This is a genomic window from Aeromonas sp. 5HA1 (assembly GCF_029237245.1).
Lineage (GTDB): Bacteria > Pseudomonadota > Gammaproteobacteria > Enterobacterales > Aeromonadaceae > Aeromonas > Aeromonas salmonicida.
In genome coordinates, this window is sequence record NZ_JAACFW010000017.1 from 1 (window position 1) to 16,402 (window position 16,402).

At 59.6% G+C, this 16,402-nt stretch carries 17 protein-coding genes; 5 read left to right on the forward strand and 12 right to left on the reverse strand.

Going from position 1 to position 16,402, the window contains the following annotated elements; genetic code table 11:
- Window positions 1–265, reverse strand: a 265-nt coding sequence (locus tag GWQ27_RS15255) for a transposase domain-containing protein (RefSeq protein ID WP_275907698.1), incomplete at its 3' end; no start/stop codon positions are given.
- Window positions 266–389: 124 nt separating this feature from the next.
- Entirely contained in the window at window positions 390–1,541 is a 1,152-nt protein-coding gene (gene yiaY, locus GWQ27_RS15260) for an L-threonine dehydrogenase (protein ID WP_275907699.1), read from the reverse strand.
- A gap of 392 nt (window positions 1,542–1,933) precedes the next feature.
- Between yiaY and udp the strand changes: the two genes are divergently transcribed.
- Window positions 1,934–2,689, forward strand: coding sequence for a uridine phosphorylase (gene udp, locus GWQ27_RS15265; RefSeq protein WP_005312923.1), 756 nt, complete (start codon window positions 1,934–1,936; stop codon window positions 2,687–2,689).
- A 141-nt stretch (window positions 2,690–2,830) separates the two neighbouring features.
- Here the strand turns inward: udp and GWQ27_RS15270 are convergent, their stop codons facing one another.
- Window positions 2,831–3,562 carry an RluA family pseudouridine synthase gene (locus tag GWQ27_RS15270; RefSeq protein WP_275907700.1) on the reverse strand — a complete coding sequence of 244 codons (732 nt, stop codon included), beginning with the start codon at window positions 3,560–3,562 and terminating at the stop codon, window positions 2,831–2,833.
- Between the two features lie 175 nt (window positions 3,563–3,737).
- Here GWQ27_RS15270 and rihA point away from each other — a divergent pair, with 175 nt between their 5' ends.
- Both rihA and GWQ27_RS15280 read left to right on the forward strand, forming a co-directional pair.
- On the forward strand, window positions 3,738–4,673 hold the full coding sequence (rihA, locus tag GWQ27_RS15275) for a pyrimidine-specific ribonucleoside hydrolase RihA (RefSeq protein WP_275907701.1): 936 nt from the start codon (window positions 3,738–3,740) through the stop codon (window positions 4,671–4,673).
- Between the two features lie 33 nt (window positions 4,674–4,706).
- Window positions 4,707–5,177 carry a hypothetical protein gene (locus GWQ27_RS15280; RefSeq protein ID WP_275907702.1) on the forward strand — a complete coding sequence of 157 codons (471 nt, stop codon included), beginning with the start codon at window positions 4,707–4,709 and terminating at the stop codon, window positions 5,175–5,177.
- A 109-nt stretch (window positions 5,178–5,286) separates the two neighbouring features.
- Here the strand turns inward: GWQ27_RS15280 and GWQ27_RS15285 are convergent, their stop codons facing one another.
- The 3 genes from GWQ27_RS15285 to GWQ27_RS15295 form a co-directional block, all read right to left on the reverse strand.
- Complete coding sequence (locus GWQ27_RS15285; protein WP_275907703.1) at window positions 5,287–5,583, reverse strand: winged helix-turn-helix domain-containing protein; 297 nt, start codon at window positions 5,581–5,583, stop codon at window positions 5,287–5,289.
- Window positions 5,580–6,110 (reverse strand): DUF1523 family protein, encoded by a 531-nt coding sequence (locus GWQ27_RS15290; RefSeq protein ID WP_005312938.1) that lies wholly within the window; start codon window positions 6,108–6,110, stop codon window positions 5,580–5,582. Before GWQ27_RS15290 ends, GWQ27_RS15285 begins: the two co-directional genes overlap by 4 nt.
- Before the next feature lie 177 nt (window positions 6,111–6,287).
- Complete coding sequence (locus GWQ27_RS15295) at window positions 6,288–7,910, reverse strand: methyl-accepting chemotaxis protein (RefSeq protein ID WP_275907704.1); 1,623 nt, start codon at window positions 7,908–7,910, stop codon at window positions 6,288–6,290.
- A 164-nt stretch (window positions 7,911–8,074) separates the two neighbouring features.
- Here GWQ27_RS15295 and GWQ27_RS15300 point away from each other — a divergent pair, with 164 nt between their 5' ends.
- Both GWQ27_RS15300 and GWQ27_RS15305 read left to right on the forward strand, forming a co-directional pair.
- On the forward strand, window positions 8,075–8,707 hold the full coding sequence (locus tag GWQ27_RS15300; protein ID WP_021137956.1) for a LysE family translocator: 633 nt from the start codon (window positions 8,075–8,077) through the stop codon (window positions 8,705–8,707).
- 363 nt (window positions 8,708–9,070) lie between these two features.
- The gene (locus tag GWQ27_RS15305; protein WP_212539150.1) at window positions 9,071–9,862 is read left to right on the forward strand and encodes a DUF1460 domain-containing protein; all 792 of its coding nucleotides are present in this window, start codon (window positions 9,071–9,073) and stop codon (window positions 9,860–9,862) included.
- 181 nt (window positions 9,863–10,043) lie between these two features.
- Here the strand turns inward: GWQ27_RS15305 and GWQ27_RS15310 are convergent, their stop codons facing one another.
- The 6 genes from GWQ27_RS15310 to dapE form a co-directional block, all read right to left on the reverse strand.
- Window positions 10,044–11,252: a cation:proton antiporter gene (locus GWQ27_RS15310; protein WP_234576347.1), complete on the reverse strand. Its 1,209-nt coding sequence runs from the start codon at window positions 11,250–11,252 to the stop codon at window positions 10,044–10,046.
- A gap of 32 nt (window positions 11,253–11,284) precedes the next feature.
- Complete coding sequence (locus GWQ27_RS15315) at window positions 11,285–12,388, reverse strand: beta-N-acetylglucosaminidase domain-containing protein (protein WP_275907705.1); 1,104 nt, start codon at window positions 12,386–12,388, stop codon at window positions 11,285–11,287.
- 41 nt (window positions 12,389–12,429) lie between these two features.
- On the reverse strand, window positions 12,430–14,157 hold the full coding sequence (locus GWQ27_RS15320) for a potassium/proton antiporter (protein WP_234576348.1): 1,728 nt from the start codon (window positions 14,155–14,157) through the stop codon (window positions 12,430–12,432).
- A 279-nt stretch (window positions 14,158–14,436) separates the two neighbouring features.
- Complete coding sequence (locus tag GWQ27_RS15325; protein WP_017411705.1) at window positions 14,437–14,583, reverse strand: hypothetical protein; 147 nt, start codon at window positions 14,581–14,583, stop codon at window positions 14,437–14,439.
- The gene (locus GWQ27_RS15330; RefSeq protein ID WP_021137951.1) at window positions 14,580–15,269 is read right to left on the reverse strand and encodes a M15 family metallopeptidase; all 690 of its coding nucleotides are present in this window, start codon (window positions 15,267–15,269) and stop codon (window positions 14,580–14,582) included. Before GWQ27_RS15330 ends, GWQ27_RS15325 begins: the two co-directional genes overlap by 4 nt.
- The gene (gene dapE / locus GWQ27_RS15335; RefSeq protein ID WP_219598645.1) at window positions 15,266–16,393 is read right to left on the reverse strand and encodes a succinyl-diaminopimelate desuccinylase; all 1,128 of its coding nucleotides are present in this window, start codon (window positions 16,391–16,393) and stop codon (window positions 15,266–15,268) included. Before dapE ends, GWQ27_RS15330 begins: the two co-directional genes overlap by 4 nt.
- Between the last annotated feature and the right edge of the window lie 9 nt (window positions 16,394–16,402).

Here is a 16,402-nt window from a genome sequence, read left to right on the forward strand (position 1 = left end):
CGCTGGGAGCAACAAAGGGGCGGTCACCGGGCAAGAGGATATCGAGCTGATTGACCAGCTGGGTCATGGGGACGTGGCGGAAGATAGCCATGCCGATGATGGCCCAGACCAGGCGCTCCATGGGCATACGGCGGCGACGTAGGGTCACGACATCCTCTTCGGCGAGCAGCGTCGTGATGAGCTCGGGCGGAATGAGGTCAGAAAGTGACTCAAACTGAGCAGCCTTGCTAGCGTGGAGGAAGTCGAGAGCGTGAGCGATACGCATAAAAAATCCGAAACCAAATCAACAGGTTTCGGATTTTTACACATCAGCAGGATCGGTCAATGGATCCTTAACTGATCGGCATTAGCCAGATCAGGCCCCTTTTCCTATCCGTTGGCAATGTGGTTTACATGGCAGCGCGGAAGATGGCGACTATCTCTTCGTGGCTCGCCTGTTTCGGGTTGGTGAAGCCGCAGGCATCTTTCAGGGCGTTGCTGGCCAGCACGTCGAAATCATCGGCCTTGACGCCAAGTTGCTCCAGACCGGCCGGGATCTTCACGTCCAGTGCCAGCTGCTTGATGGCGGCAATCGCCGCAGTTGCGCCCTGTTCATCGTTCATGGTACTCACATCCACCCCCATATGGCGTGCCACATCTTTCAGGCGGGCGGCACTCACCCGGGCGTTGTAGGCCTGAACGTGGGGCAGCAGCACGGCGTTGCAGACCCCGTGGGGCAGGTCATAGAAGCCCCCCAGCTGGTGCGCCATGGCGTGCACATAACCCAGGCTTGCGTTGTTGAAGGCCATGCCGGCCAGGAACTGGACATAGGCCATCTGCTCGCGGGCGTGCAGGTCATCACCCTGATTGACCGCGGTGCGCAGGTGCCTGGCGATGAGCTGGATCGCCATGATGGCGCTGGCATCGGTCACAGGGGTGGCGATGGTGGAGACATAGGCCTCGATGGCGTGGGTCAGCGCATCCATGCCGGTGGCGGCGGTGAGGCCGGCCGGTTTGGCCAGCATCAGCTCGGGATCGTTGACCGACATCAGCGGGGTGACGTGCTTGTCGATGATGGCCATCTTCACCTGGCGCGCCTCGTCGGTGATGATGCAAAAACGGGTCATCTCGGAGGCCGTGCCGGCTGTGGTGTTGATGGCGATGAGCGGCAGTTGCGGTTTGGCGGAGCGATCCACCCCTTCGTAGTCCTGGATGCTGCCGCCGTTGGCGGCCACCAGGGCGATGCCCTTGGCACAGTCATGGGGCGAGCCGCCCCCCAGTGAGATGACGCAGTCGCAGCCGTTGGCCTTGATCATCCTTAGACCCGATTCGACGTTGGTCATGGTGGGGTTCGGCTTGGTTTCATCGAAAACCAGGCTTTCAATGCCATGTTCCGCCAAGAGGGTGGTGAGCTTGGCGACCACGCCTATCTGGTTGAGGACACGATCGGTGACAATCAGCGCCTTGCGATAGCCATAACCCTTGATATCGGCTGCCGCCTCTTGCAGACAGCCCGCTCCCATCAGGTTGATTGCGGGAATATAGAACTTGAATGTCGCCATGATGGACTCCGTATGATTAGCCATTAAGTGGTATGCGGACGTCAAAATAGCATCGTCAGTGGGGATGAGAAGGGGTCAATGGTATCCTGTTTGCAACTTTATGGACTCGATCACGTACCGATAAATAGGGGCGAGACAGGGATTGACAAGGCCGATTGCCCCTTTCTTGGCAGAAAAACGTTTTTCAAGAAATTCATCAAGTTAGCAAACGTTTTGCGCTGATTTTGTCACTTTCAATGCGTGGAAGTGTGAGGTGCTTCAAGGAATTGGAAAGCGCTTTCGACCATAGTTGGCGCCTCCCCAGAGAGGGGAGTGAAGGTTTGAAAGTACCATCAAGAATCATCTTAACTTGCGCCCTGACCATGTCGGCCGGGAGCAACCAGGAGTCCACTATGTCTGATGTTTTTCACTTGGGTTTGAAGAAAGCTGATCTGCAAGGCGCCACCCTGGCGATCGTCCCCGGTGACCCCGAGCGCGTCAAGCGCATCGCAGAGCTGTTGGATAACCCGGTGCACCTGGCCAGCCATCGTGAGTTCACTACCTGGCGCGGCGAGATGGACGGCAAGGCCGTGATCATCTGCTCTACCGGTATCGGTGGCCCGTCCACCTCCATCGCGGTAGAAGAGCTGGCCCAGCTGGGTATCAATACCTTCCTGCGTATCGGCACCACAGGCGCCATCCAGCCGCACCTGAACGTGGGCGACGTGATCGTCACTACCGGTTCAGTGCGCCTTGACGGTGCCAGCCTGCACTTCGCACCCATGGAGTTCCCGGCTGTTGCCGACTTCGACTGCACCACGGCACTGGTCAACACTGCCAAAGAGATGGGTTCCAAGCTGCACATCGGTGTGACTGCTTCTTCTGATACCTTCTACCCGGGTCAGGAGCGTTACGACACTGTATCCGGCCGCGTAGTAAGCCGTTTCCAGGGTTCCATGAAAGAGTGGCAAGCCATGGGCGTGCTGAACTATGAGATGGAATCTGCCACCCTGCTGACCATGTGCACCAGCCAGGGCCTGCGTGCCGGTATGGTAGCCGGTGTTATCGTCAACCGTACCCAGCAGGAAATCCCGAACGCCGAAACCATGGCGAGAACCGAATCTGATGCCATCAAGATCGTGCTGGGCGCCGCCCGCAAGCTGATCTGATAGCCACACCGAGTGGGGGGTGGGGGCCGTTGCGAAAGCACGGCCCCTATCTTTTATCTGCCGTTTTTCCCCTGTTGGTCCTCTGTTCCCTCTTTTGTTGCCTTCGCCTGTTCTCACACCCCGTCTTGATGCCGCGTCTCGCTAGAAGGGGCTGGCACATCTGACCGCCATCAGCTCGCCACTCACCGGATGCACCAAATCCAGCTCGCTGGCATGCAGCATCAGCCGTGGCGTCAGCTCAGTACCTGGCAGTACAAGACCGCCGTAGAGATCGCAGCCGAGGATGGGGTGACCCAGCAGCTGGCAGTGGATCCGCAGTTGATGAGTTCGGCCGGTCTCCGGTACCAGTCTGACCCGAGTCAGTAGCTGGGTTTCCCCATGTTCACTTTCACGACAGAGGCGATTTTCCACCTCATAGCGGGAGCGAGCGGGTTTGCCGCTGACGGCGCAGATCTTCATCAGGGGAAACAGCGCCGGATCCTTGGCGATGGGGGCATCGATCACCCCCTTATCGTCGGTCAGATGATCGCACAGCAGGGCGCTGTAGGCCTTGCTTACCGCCCGCTGGCTGAACTGCTGGCAGAGCAGGGCGTTGATGGCCTTGTTTCTGGCCACCACCATGATGCCGGACGTACCAAAGTCGAGACGGTGCACCAGGGTGCAGCCGGGATAATCCTGCACCAGCCGGTAATGGACAGAGTCGAGGTTCTGTGGATTTTTGCCAGAGAGGCTGAGCAGGCCGCTCGGCTTGTTGATGAGCAGCAGATGCTCATCTTCAAACAGGATTTCGATGGCAGCCTCGCAGGGCGGGGCGATGAAGGTATCGACGATGACGGACATAGGGCACACGGGCTGGAAACGGGGGGCGATCATACTCGAACCGGCTGCGCGGGGCGAATCGAGGGTGAGCCGATGACGTCCATTACGGCGAGTTTGACAGCAACTGCTTGATAAGATGGGCTGAGTCCGTTTTGTGACTCCCTCCCGAGTTAATCTCGTCACGGGTTGTTAAGGTATGGTTCCCTGTCATGTTGCAAGGAGTCTGTCCATGGCGTTGCCCGTTATTCTCGATTGTGGTCCCGGCCACGATGATGCCATCGCCCTCATACTGGCGCTGGCGAGCCCCGAACTCAAGGTGTTGGCGGTGACTACCAGTGCTGGCAATCAGACACAGGAGAAGACCCTCAACAATGCCCTGCGCATTCTCACTCTGCTCGGCCGTGACGACATTCCGGTAGCGGCAGGGGCGCCCAAACCACTGGCCCGCGAGCTTATCATCGCCGACAACGTGCACGGCGAGTCAGGCCTCGATGGCCCCACGCTGCCGGATCCCGCCTTTGCGCCCCAGGCCATGACTGGCCTCGAATTGATGGCCAAATGCCTGCGCGAGAGCCCGGAGCCCGTGACCCTGGTGCCGACCGGGCCGCTCACCAATATCGCCCTGCTGCTGGCGGCACACCCCGAACTCAAGCCCAACATCGCCCGTATCGTGCTGATGGGCGGCGCCGCGGGGGCGGGCAACTGGACGCCAGCGGCGGAATTCAACATTTATGTGGACCCTGAAGCAGCCGATATGGTCTTCAAGTCAGGTATTCCCATCACAATGTGCGGGCTGGATGTAACCCATGAGGCGCAGGTGATGGACGAGGACATAGCGCGGGTGCGCGCCATTGCCAATCCGGTGGCCCGTTGCGTGGCCGGCCTGCTCGACTTTTTCATGATCTACCATAGGGATCCCAAGTGGGGATTTGCTGGTGCGCCGTTGCACGACCCCTGTACCATTGCCTGGTTGCTGGCTCCCGGTCTGTTTCACGGGGTCGAGTGCCGGGTCGATATCGAGACCCGGGGGGGGCATACCACAGGGATGACGGTGGTGGATCGCTATCAGCTCACCGGAAAACCGGCCAATGCACTGGTGTTGCTGGGACTGGATCGCCCGGGTTTTATCGACTTGCTGGTCGAGCGACTGCGGTTTTTTGGCTGACGGCCATGGCACTATTGAGAGAAGGGACGGGAAATGTACAAAGTGTCGCTGGCACTGCTGGCCGGGTTGCAATTGACGGCCTGCTCCACGCCGTTCGAATCCATGTGGCAGGGGTTGGCGACCTGCGATCTCGACCATCTCTACCTCGACAGCGAGACCGGCGAGCCGGCCCACCCTCAGCTTAAAAACTTCACCCCCTACAAGGTGACGGACGGGTTTGCCTGGTACAAGACCCATGAAGAGTTGCATGGTCTGCCCATCAGTGGCTTTCTCATCCCCTCGTCTACTTTCGAAGTGCACGCCCTGTTTGTGGACACCCCCATCGCCAATGCACGCAGGCTGACCCACAATGCCTATGGCAGCGAGTTTGCCGACGAGCAGAAGCACAATGAGGGATTGGCCCCCTTGTTGCTGCGCGACCCCAACAACCCCAAGCGCTCCATCATCGACTGCACCCAGGCTGAGACCCAGGAACCGCTGCCGGAAGAGCCCTTCCCGGAGTAAGTCGTTTCCGCGTGCCGAGACCTGTGTCTGCCCGGGCAATATAAAAAGAGGCCAGCCTTGCGGCTGGCCTCTTTTGATCGTCACCGGTGCGATAGTGCCCCGTCAGTCGTTATGGATAACCCAGCGTTTGCTTGATTACGGGCAACTGTGCCTTGATCCAGGCCGGATTGATGGGACCCCAGTCGCTGATGCGATAGTGCCCCTGCAGGTGGCGCGCCCCTTCTGTCTGCTCGAAGCCGCAGCTGATATCGAGATCAGTCAGTGCCGCCAGCGTATCCTGGGCGGTGCGCCGCGGCATGCCGGTGGCCGCCATGATGGCCGGGACTGTGTCCGTGCCGCTGCTTATCAGCCAGGCAACATAAAGCCGTCGGTAGAAACTGGTGCGAGTCTTGCTCGGCTCTGTCATATCTCGTCCTCGAGCCGGTCGAAGTAGCGCCAGGTCGCGATGGCGGCTTTGCCCATCACCAGTGCCCAGATACCGAACCAGAACCAGCGGAAGAAGCTCCAGGTGGAGGCCTCAGGACCCGTACTCTCTATCTTGGTGACGTTGGGGAACATGGTGAACATGTTCACGCGCCAGCCGTAGGAGGTAATGATGGCCAGACGCTTCTCGAACTCCATGGACTTGGCTTTTGCCTGCACATCGGCCGCGTTGAACTTGAAGTAGAAAGGCCAGCCCCAGCCGGTATCTTCATTGCGAAATACCCGGATCTGTTCGCCCGGGCGTTCGGTATAGATGTAGTAGACATCCGTGGTAGGGCCGTCTGCCGGGTTTTTCTGGCTGATGGGGCCATCCTTGTCGGTGCGCTTCACTTCCACCCCTGTGATGGTGGCTATGGTGTGCTCCGGCAGGTAGTAGTCGAGCCAGATGGCGGAGACGAGGGCGATGAGGCCCAGGCCGATGAAGGCCGGTTTCTTGAAATGCAGCTTCATGGTGATCTCATGTGAGGGGAAGTGACGTGCCTCTACCATACTCACATTTGGTGCGACAGCCCAGCCCCCAATGAAGCTACATTATAAAAAAGCCGTTTAAAACAATAACAAATGTGTCCATTCATTAACACAAAGGCCCCGCTTGCGGGGCCTTTGTGTCGATCGCGCAAGCGGACGTCACAACTGGAACTGGGCCAGCTGTTTACGCTGCTGCTCGGCGAGCTGTGACAGTTCGTGACTGGCGGCGGCACTCTGGCTGATGCCGGCCACACTCTGGTTCACTATTTCGTAAATATTGGTGATGTTGCGGTTGATGTCGGCGGTGACGCACGACTGCTCTTCGGCGGCGGTGGCCACCTGGGCATTGGCCCCATTGATCTGGTTGACCGCCTCCGTGATGCCACCGAGCAGCGCCTGCACCTCGCCGGAGAGCTGCTGGTTGTGCTCAAGGATGGTGAGGGTCTCCTGCATGCCGTTGTTGGCGGATTGGGACTGGCTCTGCAACTGCTCTATGATGGTCTGGATCTCCTTGGTGGAGTCCTGCGTGCGGGCCGCCAGCAGGCGTACCTCGTCGGCCACGACCGCGAAGCCGCGACCGGTTTCACCGGCGCGAGCAGCCTCGATGGCGGCATTCAGGGCCAGCAGGTTGGTCTGCTCCGAGATGCTCTGGATCACTTCGATCACCTTGCCGATCTGCTCGGACTGGGACTTGAGGCACGCCACCACGGCAGCGGCGCTCTCCAGGCTGCCCGCCATGCGGCTGTTGGCAGCGATACTCTCCGCAAACAGAGCCAGCCCCTGTTCGACCCGGCTATTGGCATCCCGCGCCAGCCCATCTGCCAGGGCGGCGTTGTGGTTGACGTTGTCGGCCGTGCTGGCCAGCTCGGTCACGGCGGAGGCCACCTGTTCTGTCTCGCTGCGCTGCTGCTGGGCATTGGTCTCGGACTGGGTCATGACGGCGGCGAGCTCGGTGGCGGCAGAGGCCACGTTGCCGCTGATACCGGTCAGGGTATGGATTGTGCTGCCAAGCTGGGTCAGTGTCTGGTTGATGTCTTTGGCCAGCTGGCTCAGTTCATTGCTGCCATCGGCGTTGGCCCGCACGTTGAAGCGCCCCTGGGCGACGGCGCGCATCACCTCCTGCAACTGGCCTATGGGGCGGACTATCTGGCCGGACAACCACCAGCCACCGAGCAGCGCCGCTATCAGGGTGGCACTCATCATCAGCAGGGTTCGCAACAGGGTGGCGTTGTAGTGCGCCTCTTCCTCGGAGATTTCGGTCTGGATCAGCTGGTTGATGCGCGCTGACATGGTGTCGATCTGCTTGATCAACTGCTCCCCCAGCTCACGAAAACGCAACCGTGACTGTTCGTAGGTGGCGGCATCGCCACCTCCCTGATGTTTCTGGGCCAGCAGCGGCAGCATGTTGTTGCGGGTGTGGCCGAGATAAGCCTGCAGGCCGGCGGCCACCTGGCTGTTGTCCTGCTCGGCACCCGTGATCACCAGTCGGGACAAGATGGTCCCAATTTCCTGTTCCGCCGCATTGAGATCGTTTGGCAATTGGGCGAAGCGCGCCGGATCGTACAGGCCATAGATGGCGTTGGTGCGCATCCGGTAGGTGGCGTGGATCAGGGCAGCGATGTCGTCCTTGTGGCGCGTCACGCTGGTGGTGGTCTGGTTCATGTCCGCAATGGCGCTGTCTATCTCCTGCTTGCTGATCCCGGCCATCAGGACCATCAAGAGGCTGGCGAGCAGAAGCGGAACAAGCACTTGAAGACGGATGGACAGGTTACTCAACGACATGGCAGGTCCTAACCCAAAAGAGGAGTGAGGCGGCATATTACACAGGCGCGACAACTATTGTCACAAGGTTTTATTGCTGAAATCATGCTGGCCGAAAAGGTTTTTTCTTGTGTTAAAAGAGTGTGATAGGCAAGATCTCAAGCTTGTTACCATGGAGGTGTAGTGTGTCCGACTGGATTGATCCCGCGATTCTGGCGCTGTTTGTGCCTACGTTCTTTTTTGTCTCTGTTACCCCCGGCATGTGCATGACGCTGGCGATGACCCTCGGCATGAGTCTGGGGGTGCGCCGTACCCTCCACATGATGTGGGGTGAACTGGTCGGGGTCGCGCTGGTCTCTGTGCTGTCGGTGATCGGGGTGGCGGCCGTCATGCTCAACTATCCGGCGCTCTTCTCTGCCTTCAAATACGTGGGTGGCGCCTATCTCATCTGGCTCGGCATCCAGATGTGGCAGGCCAAAGGCAAGATGGCCATACCGGCGGATCTGTCGGCCGGACAGGAGACACGCCCCCTTGGTCTGGCCATGCAGGGTTTTGTCACTGCCATCGCCAATCCCAAGGGGTGGGCCTTCATGGTCTCCCTGCTGCCTCCTTTCATCAACGCAGCCAAGCCGATGACGCCCCAGATCAGCGCCCTGGTGGCCCTGATCCTGGTGATCGAGTTCTCCTGTCTGCTGCTCTACGCGGGCGGTGGCCGTACCCTGCGCCACTTCCTCGCCAAGAGCGGCAACGTGACCCTGATGAACCGGATCGCCGGTTCCCTGATGTTCGGTGTCGGTGTCTGGCTGGCGCTCGGCTGAGTGCTTGTTGCCCAGTGAACGCAGTCCCGTGATGGGGCGGGTAACGTGTCTCGTCAGACAGTGACAGCAAGGCCATGACGAGCAACGAAAACCCAAAACGAAAGCCAACAGAGAAGCCCCGGCCGTGTCGGGGCTTCTCTGTTTGGTCGCCATCGAGGTTATTTTCCACCAGCGGGTATTCATACCAGCGTGAGTTTGTATCAGGCCAATATCTGGCAAGCCGGGTACATTTACTTACATTTTTTTTGTTTTCAATTGGCCCTTAATTCATCAGTCTCGAATGGCATTAGATGCATATTGTCGACGCTGTTCGCGACAGGGGTATCCCCTGCTGCTCGTTTTTATGGTCAAGGATGGTACTCAATGGTGAAGGTAATAGGCGCCGCTTTGCTCGCTTTTTCTGGCGGGGTTGCGGCCGGCAACGGGAAAAACCTGGATTTTTACAATATAAAGGAGCAGCAACTCACCAGGATGTTTGCTCAACATCAGAATGTGGCACCGGGTCAGTCAATAAAGGATTTCTCGCAACTGTTTCTCGAGAATCCTTATGTTGCCAATCGTCTGGTGGGGTCGAGCGACCGGCAGGAAAAACTGGTGGTGGATTTTGGTGAGCTGGATTGCTTCACCTATCTGGATTACGTTGAGTCACTGCGACACTCAACGAGTGTGCATAATTTCATCGAGAATGTCATGTACACTCGTTATGTAAATGGTGAAGTCAACTACCTGACTAGAAAGCATTTTTTCTCTGATTGGGTCCATGGTGGCAATCAGGTGAAGGATGTGACCCATCTGGTCGGCAACTATGCGGTGACCGCCGCCAAAGTATTGAATCAAAAAGAAGATGGCAGTCACTATATTCCGGGGCTGGCGGTGAAGAACCGCGACATCACTTATATTCCTGGTGATCGCGTGGACGAAGACATGCTGAGCTTGCTGGAAGATGGTGATTATATCGGTATCTATACCAATATTGCCGGTCTAGATGTGACCCATACCGGTATTTTCATTCGGGGTGAAAATGGCCCCGTACTTCGCAATGCCTCTTCTGTTTCGACGAATATGAAGGTAGTGGATTCGCCTTTTATTGACTATGTGAAAAACAAGCCGGGCATTCTGGTTTACCGCGCAACAGAGGGCAATATCCGGTCATGATGGGGGCGGCCACAAGGGGACCAAATCAGCCTTGATTGCCATGGCACCTTGAAATACGCCGCTCATACATGTCTTGATCTATCCACAATACCCCCAGTCCTGACTGGGGGTATTGTTTTATACCGCAATGGCGATGAGGTTGTTTATCCTCTCTGCCATATCTTTGGCCACTGTCGGGTATTTACGCCGTCTTGAAGCGCCTGACCCAGGGGTTGGCACTGATACCGTGCAAGATGACGCTCAGTATGATGGTGCAGAGCACAGTGGCTATGATGGGTTCTTGTCCCAGCAGCGCGGGCTCGTGTTGCAACACCATGACGGCAAAGACAATGCTGGCGAGCCCCCTTGGTCCGAACCAGCCGATAAAGAGCTTGAGCTCAAAGGATTGGCCCGTGCCCAGCAGGCTCAGCCAGACCGGCAGCATGCGCAGCAGGGTGAGGCTGGCGGCGGCATAGAGCCAGTATTGCCAGTGCAGCAGCATCGGCAGCATGGGCATCAGGGTGGCGCCGAACACCATCCAGATCACCACGGAGAGCAGGTCCCCATACCCTTCGCAGCTATCCATGTAAGCGTGTTTGTGCTCCCCCAGTCTGCGGCCCATCAAGAGCCCCCCGACGAAGGCGGCGATAAAACCGCTGCCCCCCAGGGTCTGGGCAAGCGCAAAGCAGAGCAGGGCCAGCCCGGGCATAGTGAGCTGGCGCCAGAGCGGCAGTTGCCAGCCGTTGAGGTAGGAGGTTTTCAGCAGCCGTATGGTGAGGCTGGTGAGCACCAGGGCCACCAGCAGGCCTATGCCTATCTCTTCCAGCAGCAAGGTCATGGCCAGCATGCCCGTGCCTGTGTGCTGCTCGGTGGGGGCGATGAGGGCGAGCAGCAGCAGGAGCACTGGCACGCAGATACCGTCGTTGAGGCCACTCTCCTGATTGAGCCCCTCCCTGATGGGCGCAGGCACGGCCGGATTGCTGACCACGGCCTTGCCGAGCGCCGCATCTGTGGGGGCGAGAATGGTGGAGAGGATGGCCAGCTCCAGCAGCGGCAGATCCGGGTAGAGCCAGAGGCCGAACAGGGTGCCCCCCAGCAGGGTGAGTGGCAGGCCGATGAGCAGCAATCGTATGGGGAGGGCGCGGTTGGCAGCCAATACCTGCCAGTTGGTGTTGGCAGCGTCATTGAACAGCACTATGACCAGGGTGAGCTCTGCCAGCAGCTTGATCCCCTCGCTATTGACCGAGAGTGACAGCAGACCGAGCCCGCCAGGTCCCAGCAGCCAGCCCATCAGCAGGAACAGCAAGGGGCCATTGATCAGTCGGGATTCGAAGCGACCTGCGATCAGACTGTAGATCAGCAAGAAGGCGGCAAACACCGCCAGGTTCTGGTAGATCAGGGATGCGTCCATGCAGCCTCCTGTGGCATCTGGCGTGGCTTGTCTCAGTCGGTCAGGCAGTCAGGATCAAACACATATTCACCGGCCAGCCAGCGCAAGATTTCGTTTACACACACCTGATCCTGAAACGGCAGGTAACGGCTCTTGAGATGGGCGATCTGCTCCTGGGTGAGCAGGGCCAGCCCAATGTCCTGAAACAGCGGCAGGTCGGCCTCTATCATCGCCGAAATCTGCGGTCCGCAGGTGGCATTGAGGGAGGCGTGCAGCGCCTTGTCAGCATCATACTGCTTGCCGAGCCGGTAGCTCATGGGCAGGGTGGCGAGCGGCAGCACAGAGAGCGCAGCCTGCTTCATGGGGTTGACTGCGTGGCCCGCGACCAGATCCACAAGTTCTGCCGGACGATTCTCGAAGGCGCGCAGGTGCAGGAAGCTGCTGGCCTTGCTGCCGTCGTTGACCGGGTAGTTGTCCCACAAAAAGGGTTTGCGCCCGAGCAGCTCGGTCACCTGTTTGAGGTGGGGGGCCGGGTATTCGCTGGAGCAAACCCTGGGGCCTGTCCAGAAGATCTCGAAACGGCGGTCGAGTTGCTGGCCTATATCCTCCAGATAGCGGGGGGGCATGGCGCCGAATACCTTTTCCAGCACGGGATCCGTGGAGTAGTAGCTGGGGCAGAAGATGAGACGGCCGGCCTTGCTGTGGGCCGCAATGTCGTGGGCTATGGTGAGCTGGTGGTGGGCCAGATCCGGGGTATCCCCCTTCATGTCGTCGAACAGCACAGCCAGTATGTCAGGCTGCAGCGCTTCGTCGATGAGGCGCACCTTCTCCAACAGGGCCGGGCGCTTGCGTTCATAGTCGTGGTGGGCACCCATGGGGCTCAAGCCCACCCCGAAGGCGAGGCCGTTGTCGCGGCACTGGCGGGCCAGCTGGCGCAGAGCCTCGAGCTCGGCTTCAGGCCAGGGCAGGGCCCAGTGCTTGCGCAGATAGCCATCTTCTTTCGGGGCATAGATGTAGAAGCCGTAGCCGTGGCGTGGCAGCCATTGAGCGTAGTGGGCGCGGGCTTCCCAGCTCCAGCCCTTGCCAAAGAATCCCTCTATCAATCCCAGGTTGGGAAACGGGGGTTGCAGGCCAGACAACTCGGTTTGGTAAGGCATAATGAACTCCCTGCTCGCAAAGGCGGGTCAGACGATGTGCGTCAGACCGGGTCTTCTTCCTGAAAGCGCACCCCTATCTTGCGGGGCTTGCCCTCTTCCATTTCGGCCACTGTCCAGATCAGGCCCTGCCATTCGACTTGGTCGCCGACGACCAGATTATCGCCCAACTGGTCGGCAAGAAAATCGCCAAGTGTCTGATCCGCCACCTCGCTCACATCCAGCCCGTAGAGCGGTGCCAGGTCCACCATATTGGCGGCCGCCTCCAGCAGGAAGTCACCGAAGAAGCGCGGGCCCAGATCCTGCTCAGGGGCCTGACTGAACAGCTGGCCGAGAGCTGGCAGATCTCGCTCGTGTCCTATGACGCAGAGAATGTCATTGGATTGCAGGCAGGTACTGCCCGAGGGGTGCAGCAGCTCCTGATCCCGGAACAGGGCGCAGATGCGGGTACCCTTGGGCATGCGCAGATCCCGCAGGGGCGAGCCGATGCACCACTTCTCGGCGCTGAGGCGGTAGACGAAGGTCTCCCACTGGCTGTCCAGATCTATCTCAAGCCCGGATCGGTTGATGGGTGACGGCGGTGCCGGTACCTCAACCCTGGCCAGCTTTGATGCCAGCGGCAGCGAGCTGCCTTGCAGTATGAGGGAGACCAGCACCACGAAGAAGGCGACATTGAAGTAGAGCTGGGCGTTGGGCAGCCCGGCCATCATGGGGAAGACCGCCAGTATGATGGGCACGGCGCCGCGCAGCCCCACCCAGGAGATAAACCAGCGCTCGCGGGGGGCGAAGTTCTTGAACGGCAAGAGGCCAATCCAGACAGAGACGGGACGGGCGAACAGTATCATCCAGGCGGCGAGAGCCAGCGCCGGCAGGGCGATGGGCAGCAGCTTGTGGGGGGAGGCCAGCAGCCCCAGCACCAGGAACATGCCGATCTGGCTGAGCCAGGTCAGGCCATCGAGTACCGACAGCGTGGTACTGCGACTGCGCAGGGAGAGGTTGCCGAGCAGCAGGCCGGTGAGGTAGATGGCGAGGATGCCGCTGCCTCCGATGGCCGTGGTGAGGGCGAAGATGAGCAGACCACCACTGACGGTCAGCAGGGGATAGAGGCCCGGAGCCAGCCTGGCGCTGTTGATGAGTTTCCACAACAGCCAGCCGCCGCCCAGACCTATGCCGGCACCGAGGCCAAACTGCTTGCCCAGTTGCAGCAGCAGGAAGAACCAGTCCAGCCCCTGTTGGTTGGTGGCAAGAATTTCGATCAGGGTGACGGTGAGAAACACCGCCATGGGGTCGTTGCTGCCGGACTCTATCTCCAGGGTGGCACTGACCCGCTCGTTGAGGCTGCGCCCGCCGAGCAGGGAGAAGACAGCAGCCGCATCGGTGGAGCCGACGATGGCGCCGATCAGCATGCCCTGCATCAGGCTGAGGTCGAACAACCAGGCGGCGGCGAGACCGGTCAGCCCTGTGGTGATGGCCACGCCGACGGTTGCCAGCGAGAGCGCTGGCCAGAGTGCGACCCGAAAAGAAGAAACCCGGGTACGCATGCCGCCGTCGAGCAATATGATGGCGAGCGCCAGGTTGCCCACCAGATAGGCGACCGAGTAGTCAGCGAAGTGAATGCCGCCAGGACCATCTTCCCCGGCCAGCATGCCGACCGCGAGAAATATCACCAGGATGGGGATGCCAAGACGAGAGGAGAGCGCGCTCAACAGGACACTGGCTCCCACCAACAAGGCCGCGACTAAAAAGAAACTGTTGATGGCGACGGCATCCAATGGCGAACTCCTTCTGTCAAAATGCAAAACAGGCACATTATATGCAGTTTGTTGGGCGCAGTGTGGCTTAATTGTGCATTTATTTGCAGTTTGTTACATTTTCAGTGCTGCCCGGAACTGGGTTTTTACCTTGAAGATGGCGGGAGGGAAGGGAGAAAGAAGTCCTGTTCTATGTGAACGGGATCACTGAGCCTGCATCAGTATGGGGAGGGGAGATTTTGCCCTCGTGAAAAACAGCAGGGGCGCCACAATGGCGCCCCTGGCGGGCTGAGAGGGCGATCAGTCGTCCTCGTCATCCTTGACTTCCCGTATCTTGTCCTTGTATTTGGGCAGCTGTTTCTCCAGCCGCTTCATGTCCTTGATGGCATTGAGAAACATGCCAAGCAGGAAGAGCAGTGGCAAACCAATCCACAGCCAGAGATTCATGGGGTTTTCCTTTCGTCAGGACAGGTGGTGACATAACGGGCCAAAATCTCGTCAAGATGGGCCAATATGGTCGACTTGCCTTCAATATCCGCCTGTTGCAGGCAAAGCGCCAGCGCATCCGGATCCAGCCGCTGCTCCCGGGACTCCAGCGCGAAGCTGATATGCCAGGGTTCGTAGGCGACACCGCTGCCGCTACCCACAGGTCTGGCATAAGGCAGGAAGAAGCCGAAGTCATTCATGTGGTCGGTCAGCCAGTCGCCGAGGTCGCTAAACCAGCCCCCGGCTTCATACTCCCAGGGCTCCAGCGCCAGCTTGGTACCGGCAGGCAGGCAGTCGGGATCGTAGATATCCAGATCCGTGCCCCAGTGATGGCGGCTGGTACCGGGCAGGGCGCTCCAGCGCAGTATGGCGTGCAGCCGTTCGCACTCGCTCAGTTGCAGCGTATCCATAGGCTGGTTGTCGGCATCCAGCAGGGGGCGCTCACCGCGCCACTTGCCATTCCAGATGGCGAGCTGACGCTCGAAGCTGCGCCAGCTGGAGGCCGCCTGCAGGTTGTGTCCTTCATGGGCGGCTGCCACCTGCATGTCGTTGAAGGCCGCTGCAGTGGCAGCGGTCAGGCGATGGGGCCCGCGTCCCACCAGAACAAGGTGACTCTCGTCGAGCCCCAGCAGTTGTTCCTGGGTCATGCCAGCAATCTCTCGAGTACCCCTTGGTACATCTCTGCCAGCAGGTCCAGATCCTCGGCCTTCACGCACTCGTTCACCTTGTGGATGGTGGCATTGACGGGCCCGAGTTCGATCACTTCGGCCCCTGTGGGGGCGATAAAGCGCCCATCCGAGGTGCCGCCCGTGGTGAGCAGTGCCGGTTGCTGGCCATTGACCGCCGCTACCGCCGCCACTGTGGCCTCCAGCAGGGCGCCGGTATCGGTCAGGAAGGGCTGGCCGGAGAGGGTCCATGTCAGCTCGTAGTCCAGACCGTGCTTGTCGAGCAGGGCCTGGACGCGTTCACGAATATCCATGTCGGTCAGTTGTGTGCTGAAGCGGAAGTTGAATTGAACCTGCAACTCCCCCGGAATGACGTTGGAGGCGCCGGTGCCAGCCTGGATATTGGCAATCTGGAAGCTGGTGGGGGGAAAGTAGGCGTTGCCTTCATCCCATACCGTCTCGGCGAGCTCAGTCAATGCCGGCGCCGCCTTGTGGATGGGGTTGTCCGCCAGATGGGGATAGGCCACATGCCCCTGCACGCCACGCACCAGCAGATCCCCTGTGATGGAACCACGTCGACCGTTCTTTACCACGTCCCCCACCACATGGGTGGAGGAGGGCTCGCCGACGATGCACCAGCGGATCTTCTCGTTGCGCGCTTCAAGGGTGTCGATGACACGCACTGTGCCATTGATGAAGGGGCCCTCTTCATCCGAGGTGATGAGAAAGGCGATGGACCCCTGATGATCCGGATGCTCGGCCACGAAGCGTTCGACGGCCACCACCATGGCGGCGAGGGATCCCTTCATGTCGGCAGCGCCGCGACCGTAGAGCACGCCATCCTGGATGGTTGGTTCGAACGGCGGGGTGTGCCACTTCTCCAGCGGCCCGGCCGGTACCACATCGGTGTGGCCGGCGAAGCAGAACAGGGGGCCTTCGCTGCCACGGCGCGCCCAGAGGTTGGTGGTGTCTTCAAACACCATGGGTTCGATGACGAAGCCAAGACGCGCCAGGCGTTCGCTCATCAGGGCCTGACACCCTTCATCCTGCGGGGTAACGGAGGGGCGGCGGATCAGATCCTTGGCCAGTGCGATGACGTCCGACATCAGCGTTCC

Coding starts and splice junctions, on each gene's coding strand:
- udp (WP_005312923.1), top strand. CDS start 1,934: ATGTCTGATGTTTTTCACTTGGGTTTGAAGAAAGCTGATCTGCAAGGC.
- GWQ27_RS15280 (WP_275907702.1), top strand. CDS start 4,707: ATGTACAAAGTGTCGCTGGCACTGCTGGCCGGGTTGCAATTGACGGCC.
- GWQ27_RS15325 (WP_017411705.1), bottom strand. CDS start 14,583: ATGAATCTCTGGCTGTGGATTGGTTTGCCACTGCTCTTCCTGCTTGGC.
- GWQ27_RS15315 (WP_275907705.1), bottom strand. CDS start 12,388: ATGCCTTACCAAACCGAGTTGTCTGGCCTGCAACCCCCGTTTCCCAAC.
- yiaY (WP_275907699.1), bottom strand. CDS start 1,541: ATGGCGACATTCAAGTTCTATATTCCCGCAATCAACCTGATGGGAGCG.
- GWQ27_RS15310 (WP_234576347.1), bottom strand. CDS start 11,252: ATGGACGCATCCCTGATCTACCAGAACCTGGCGGTGTTTGCCGCCTTC.
- GWQ27_RS15295 (WP_275907704.1), bottom strand. CDS start 7,910: ATGTCGTTGAGTAACCTGTCCATCCGTCTTCAAGTGCTTGTTCCGCTT.
- dapE (WP_219598645.1), bottom strand. CDS start 16,393: ATGTCGGACGTCATCGCACTGGCCAAGGATCTGATCCGCCGCCCCTCC.
- GWQ27_RS15290 (WP_005312938.1), bottom strand. CDS start 6,110: ATGAAGCTGCATTTCAAGAAACCGGCCTTCATCGGCCTGGGCCTCATC.
- GWQ27_RS15270 (WP_275907700.1), bottom strand. CDS start 3,562: ATGATCGCCCCCCGTTTCCAGCCCGTGTGCCCTATGTCCGTCATCGTC.
- GWQ27_RS15330 (WP_021137951.1), bottom strand. CDS start 15,269: ATGACCCAGGAACAACTGCTGGGGCTCGACGAGAGTCACCTTGTTCTG.
- rihA (WP_275907701.1), top strand. CDS start 3,738: ATGGCGTTGCCCGTTATTCTCGATTGTGGTCCCGGCCACGATGATGCC.
- GWQ27_RS15305 (WP_212539150.1), top strand. CDS start 9,071: ATGGTGAAGGTAATAGGCGCCGCTTTGCTCGCTTTTTCTGGCGGGGTT.
- GWQ27_RS15285 (WP_275907703.1), bottom strand. CDS start 5,583: ATGACAGAGCCGAGCAAGACTCGCACCAGTTTCTACCGACGGCTTTAT.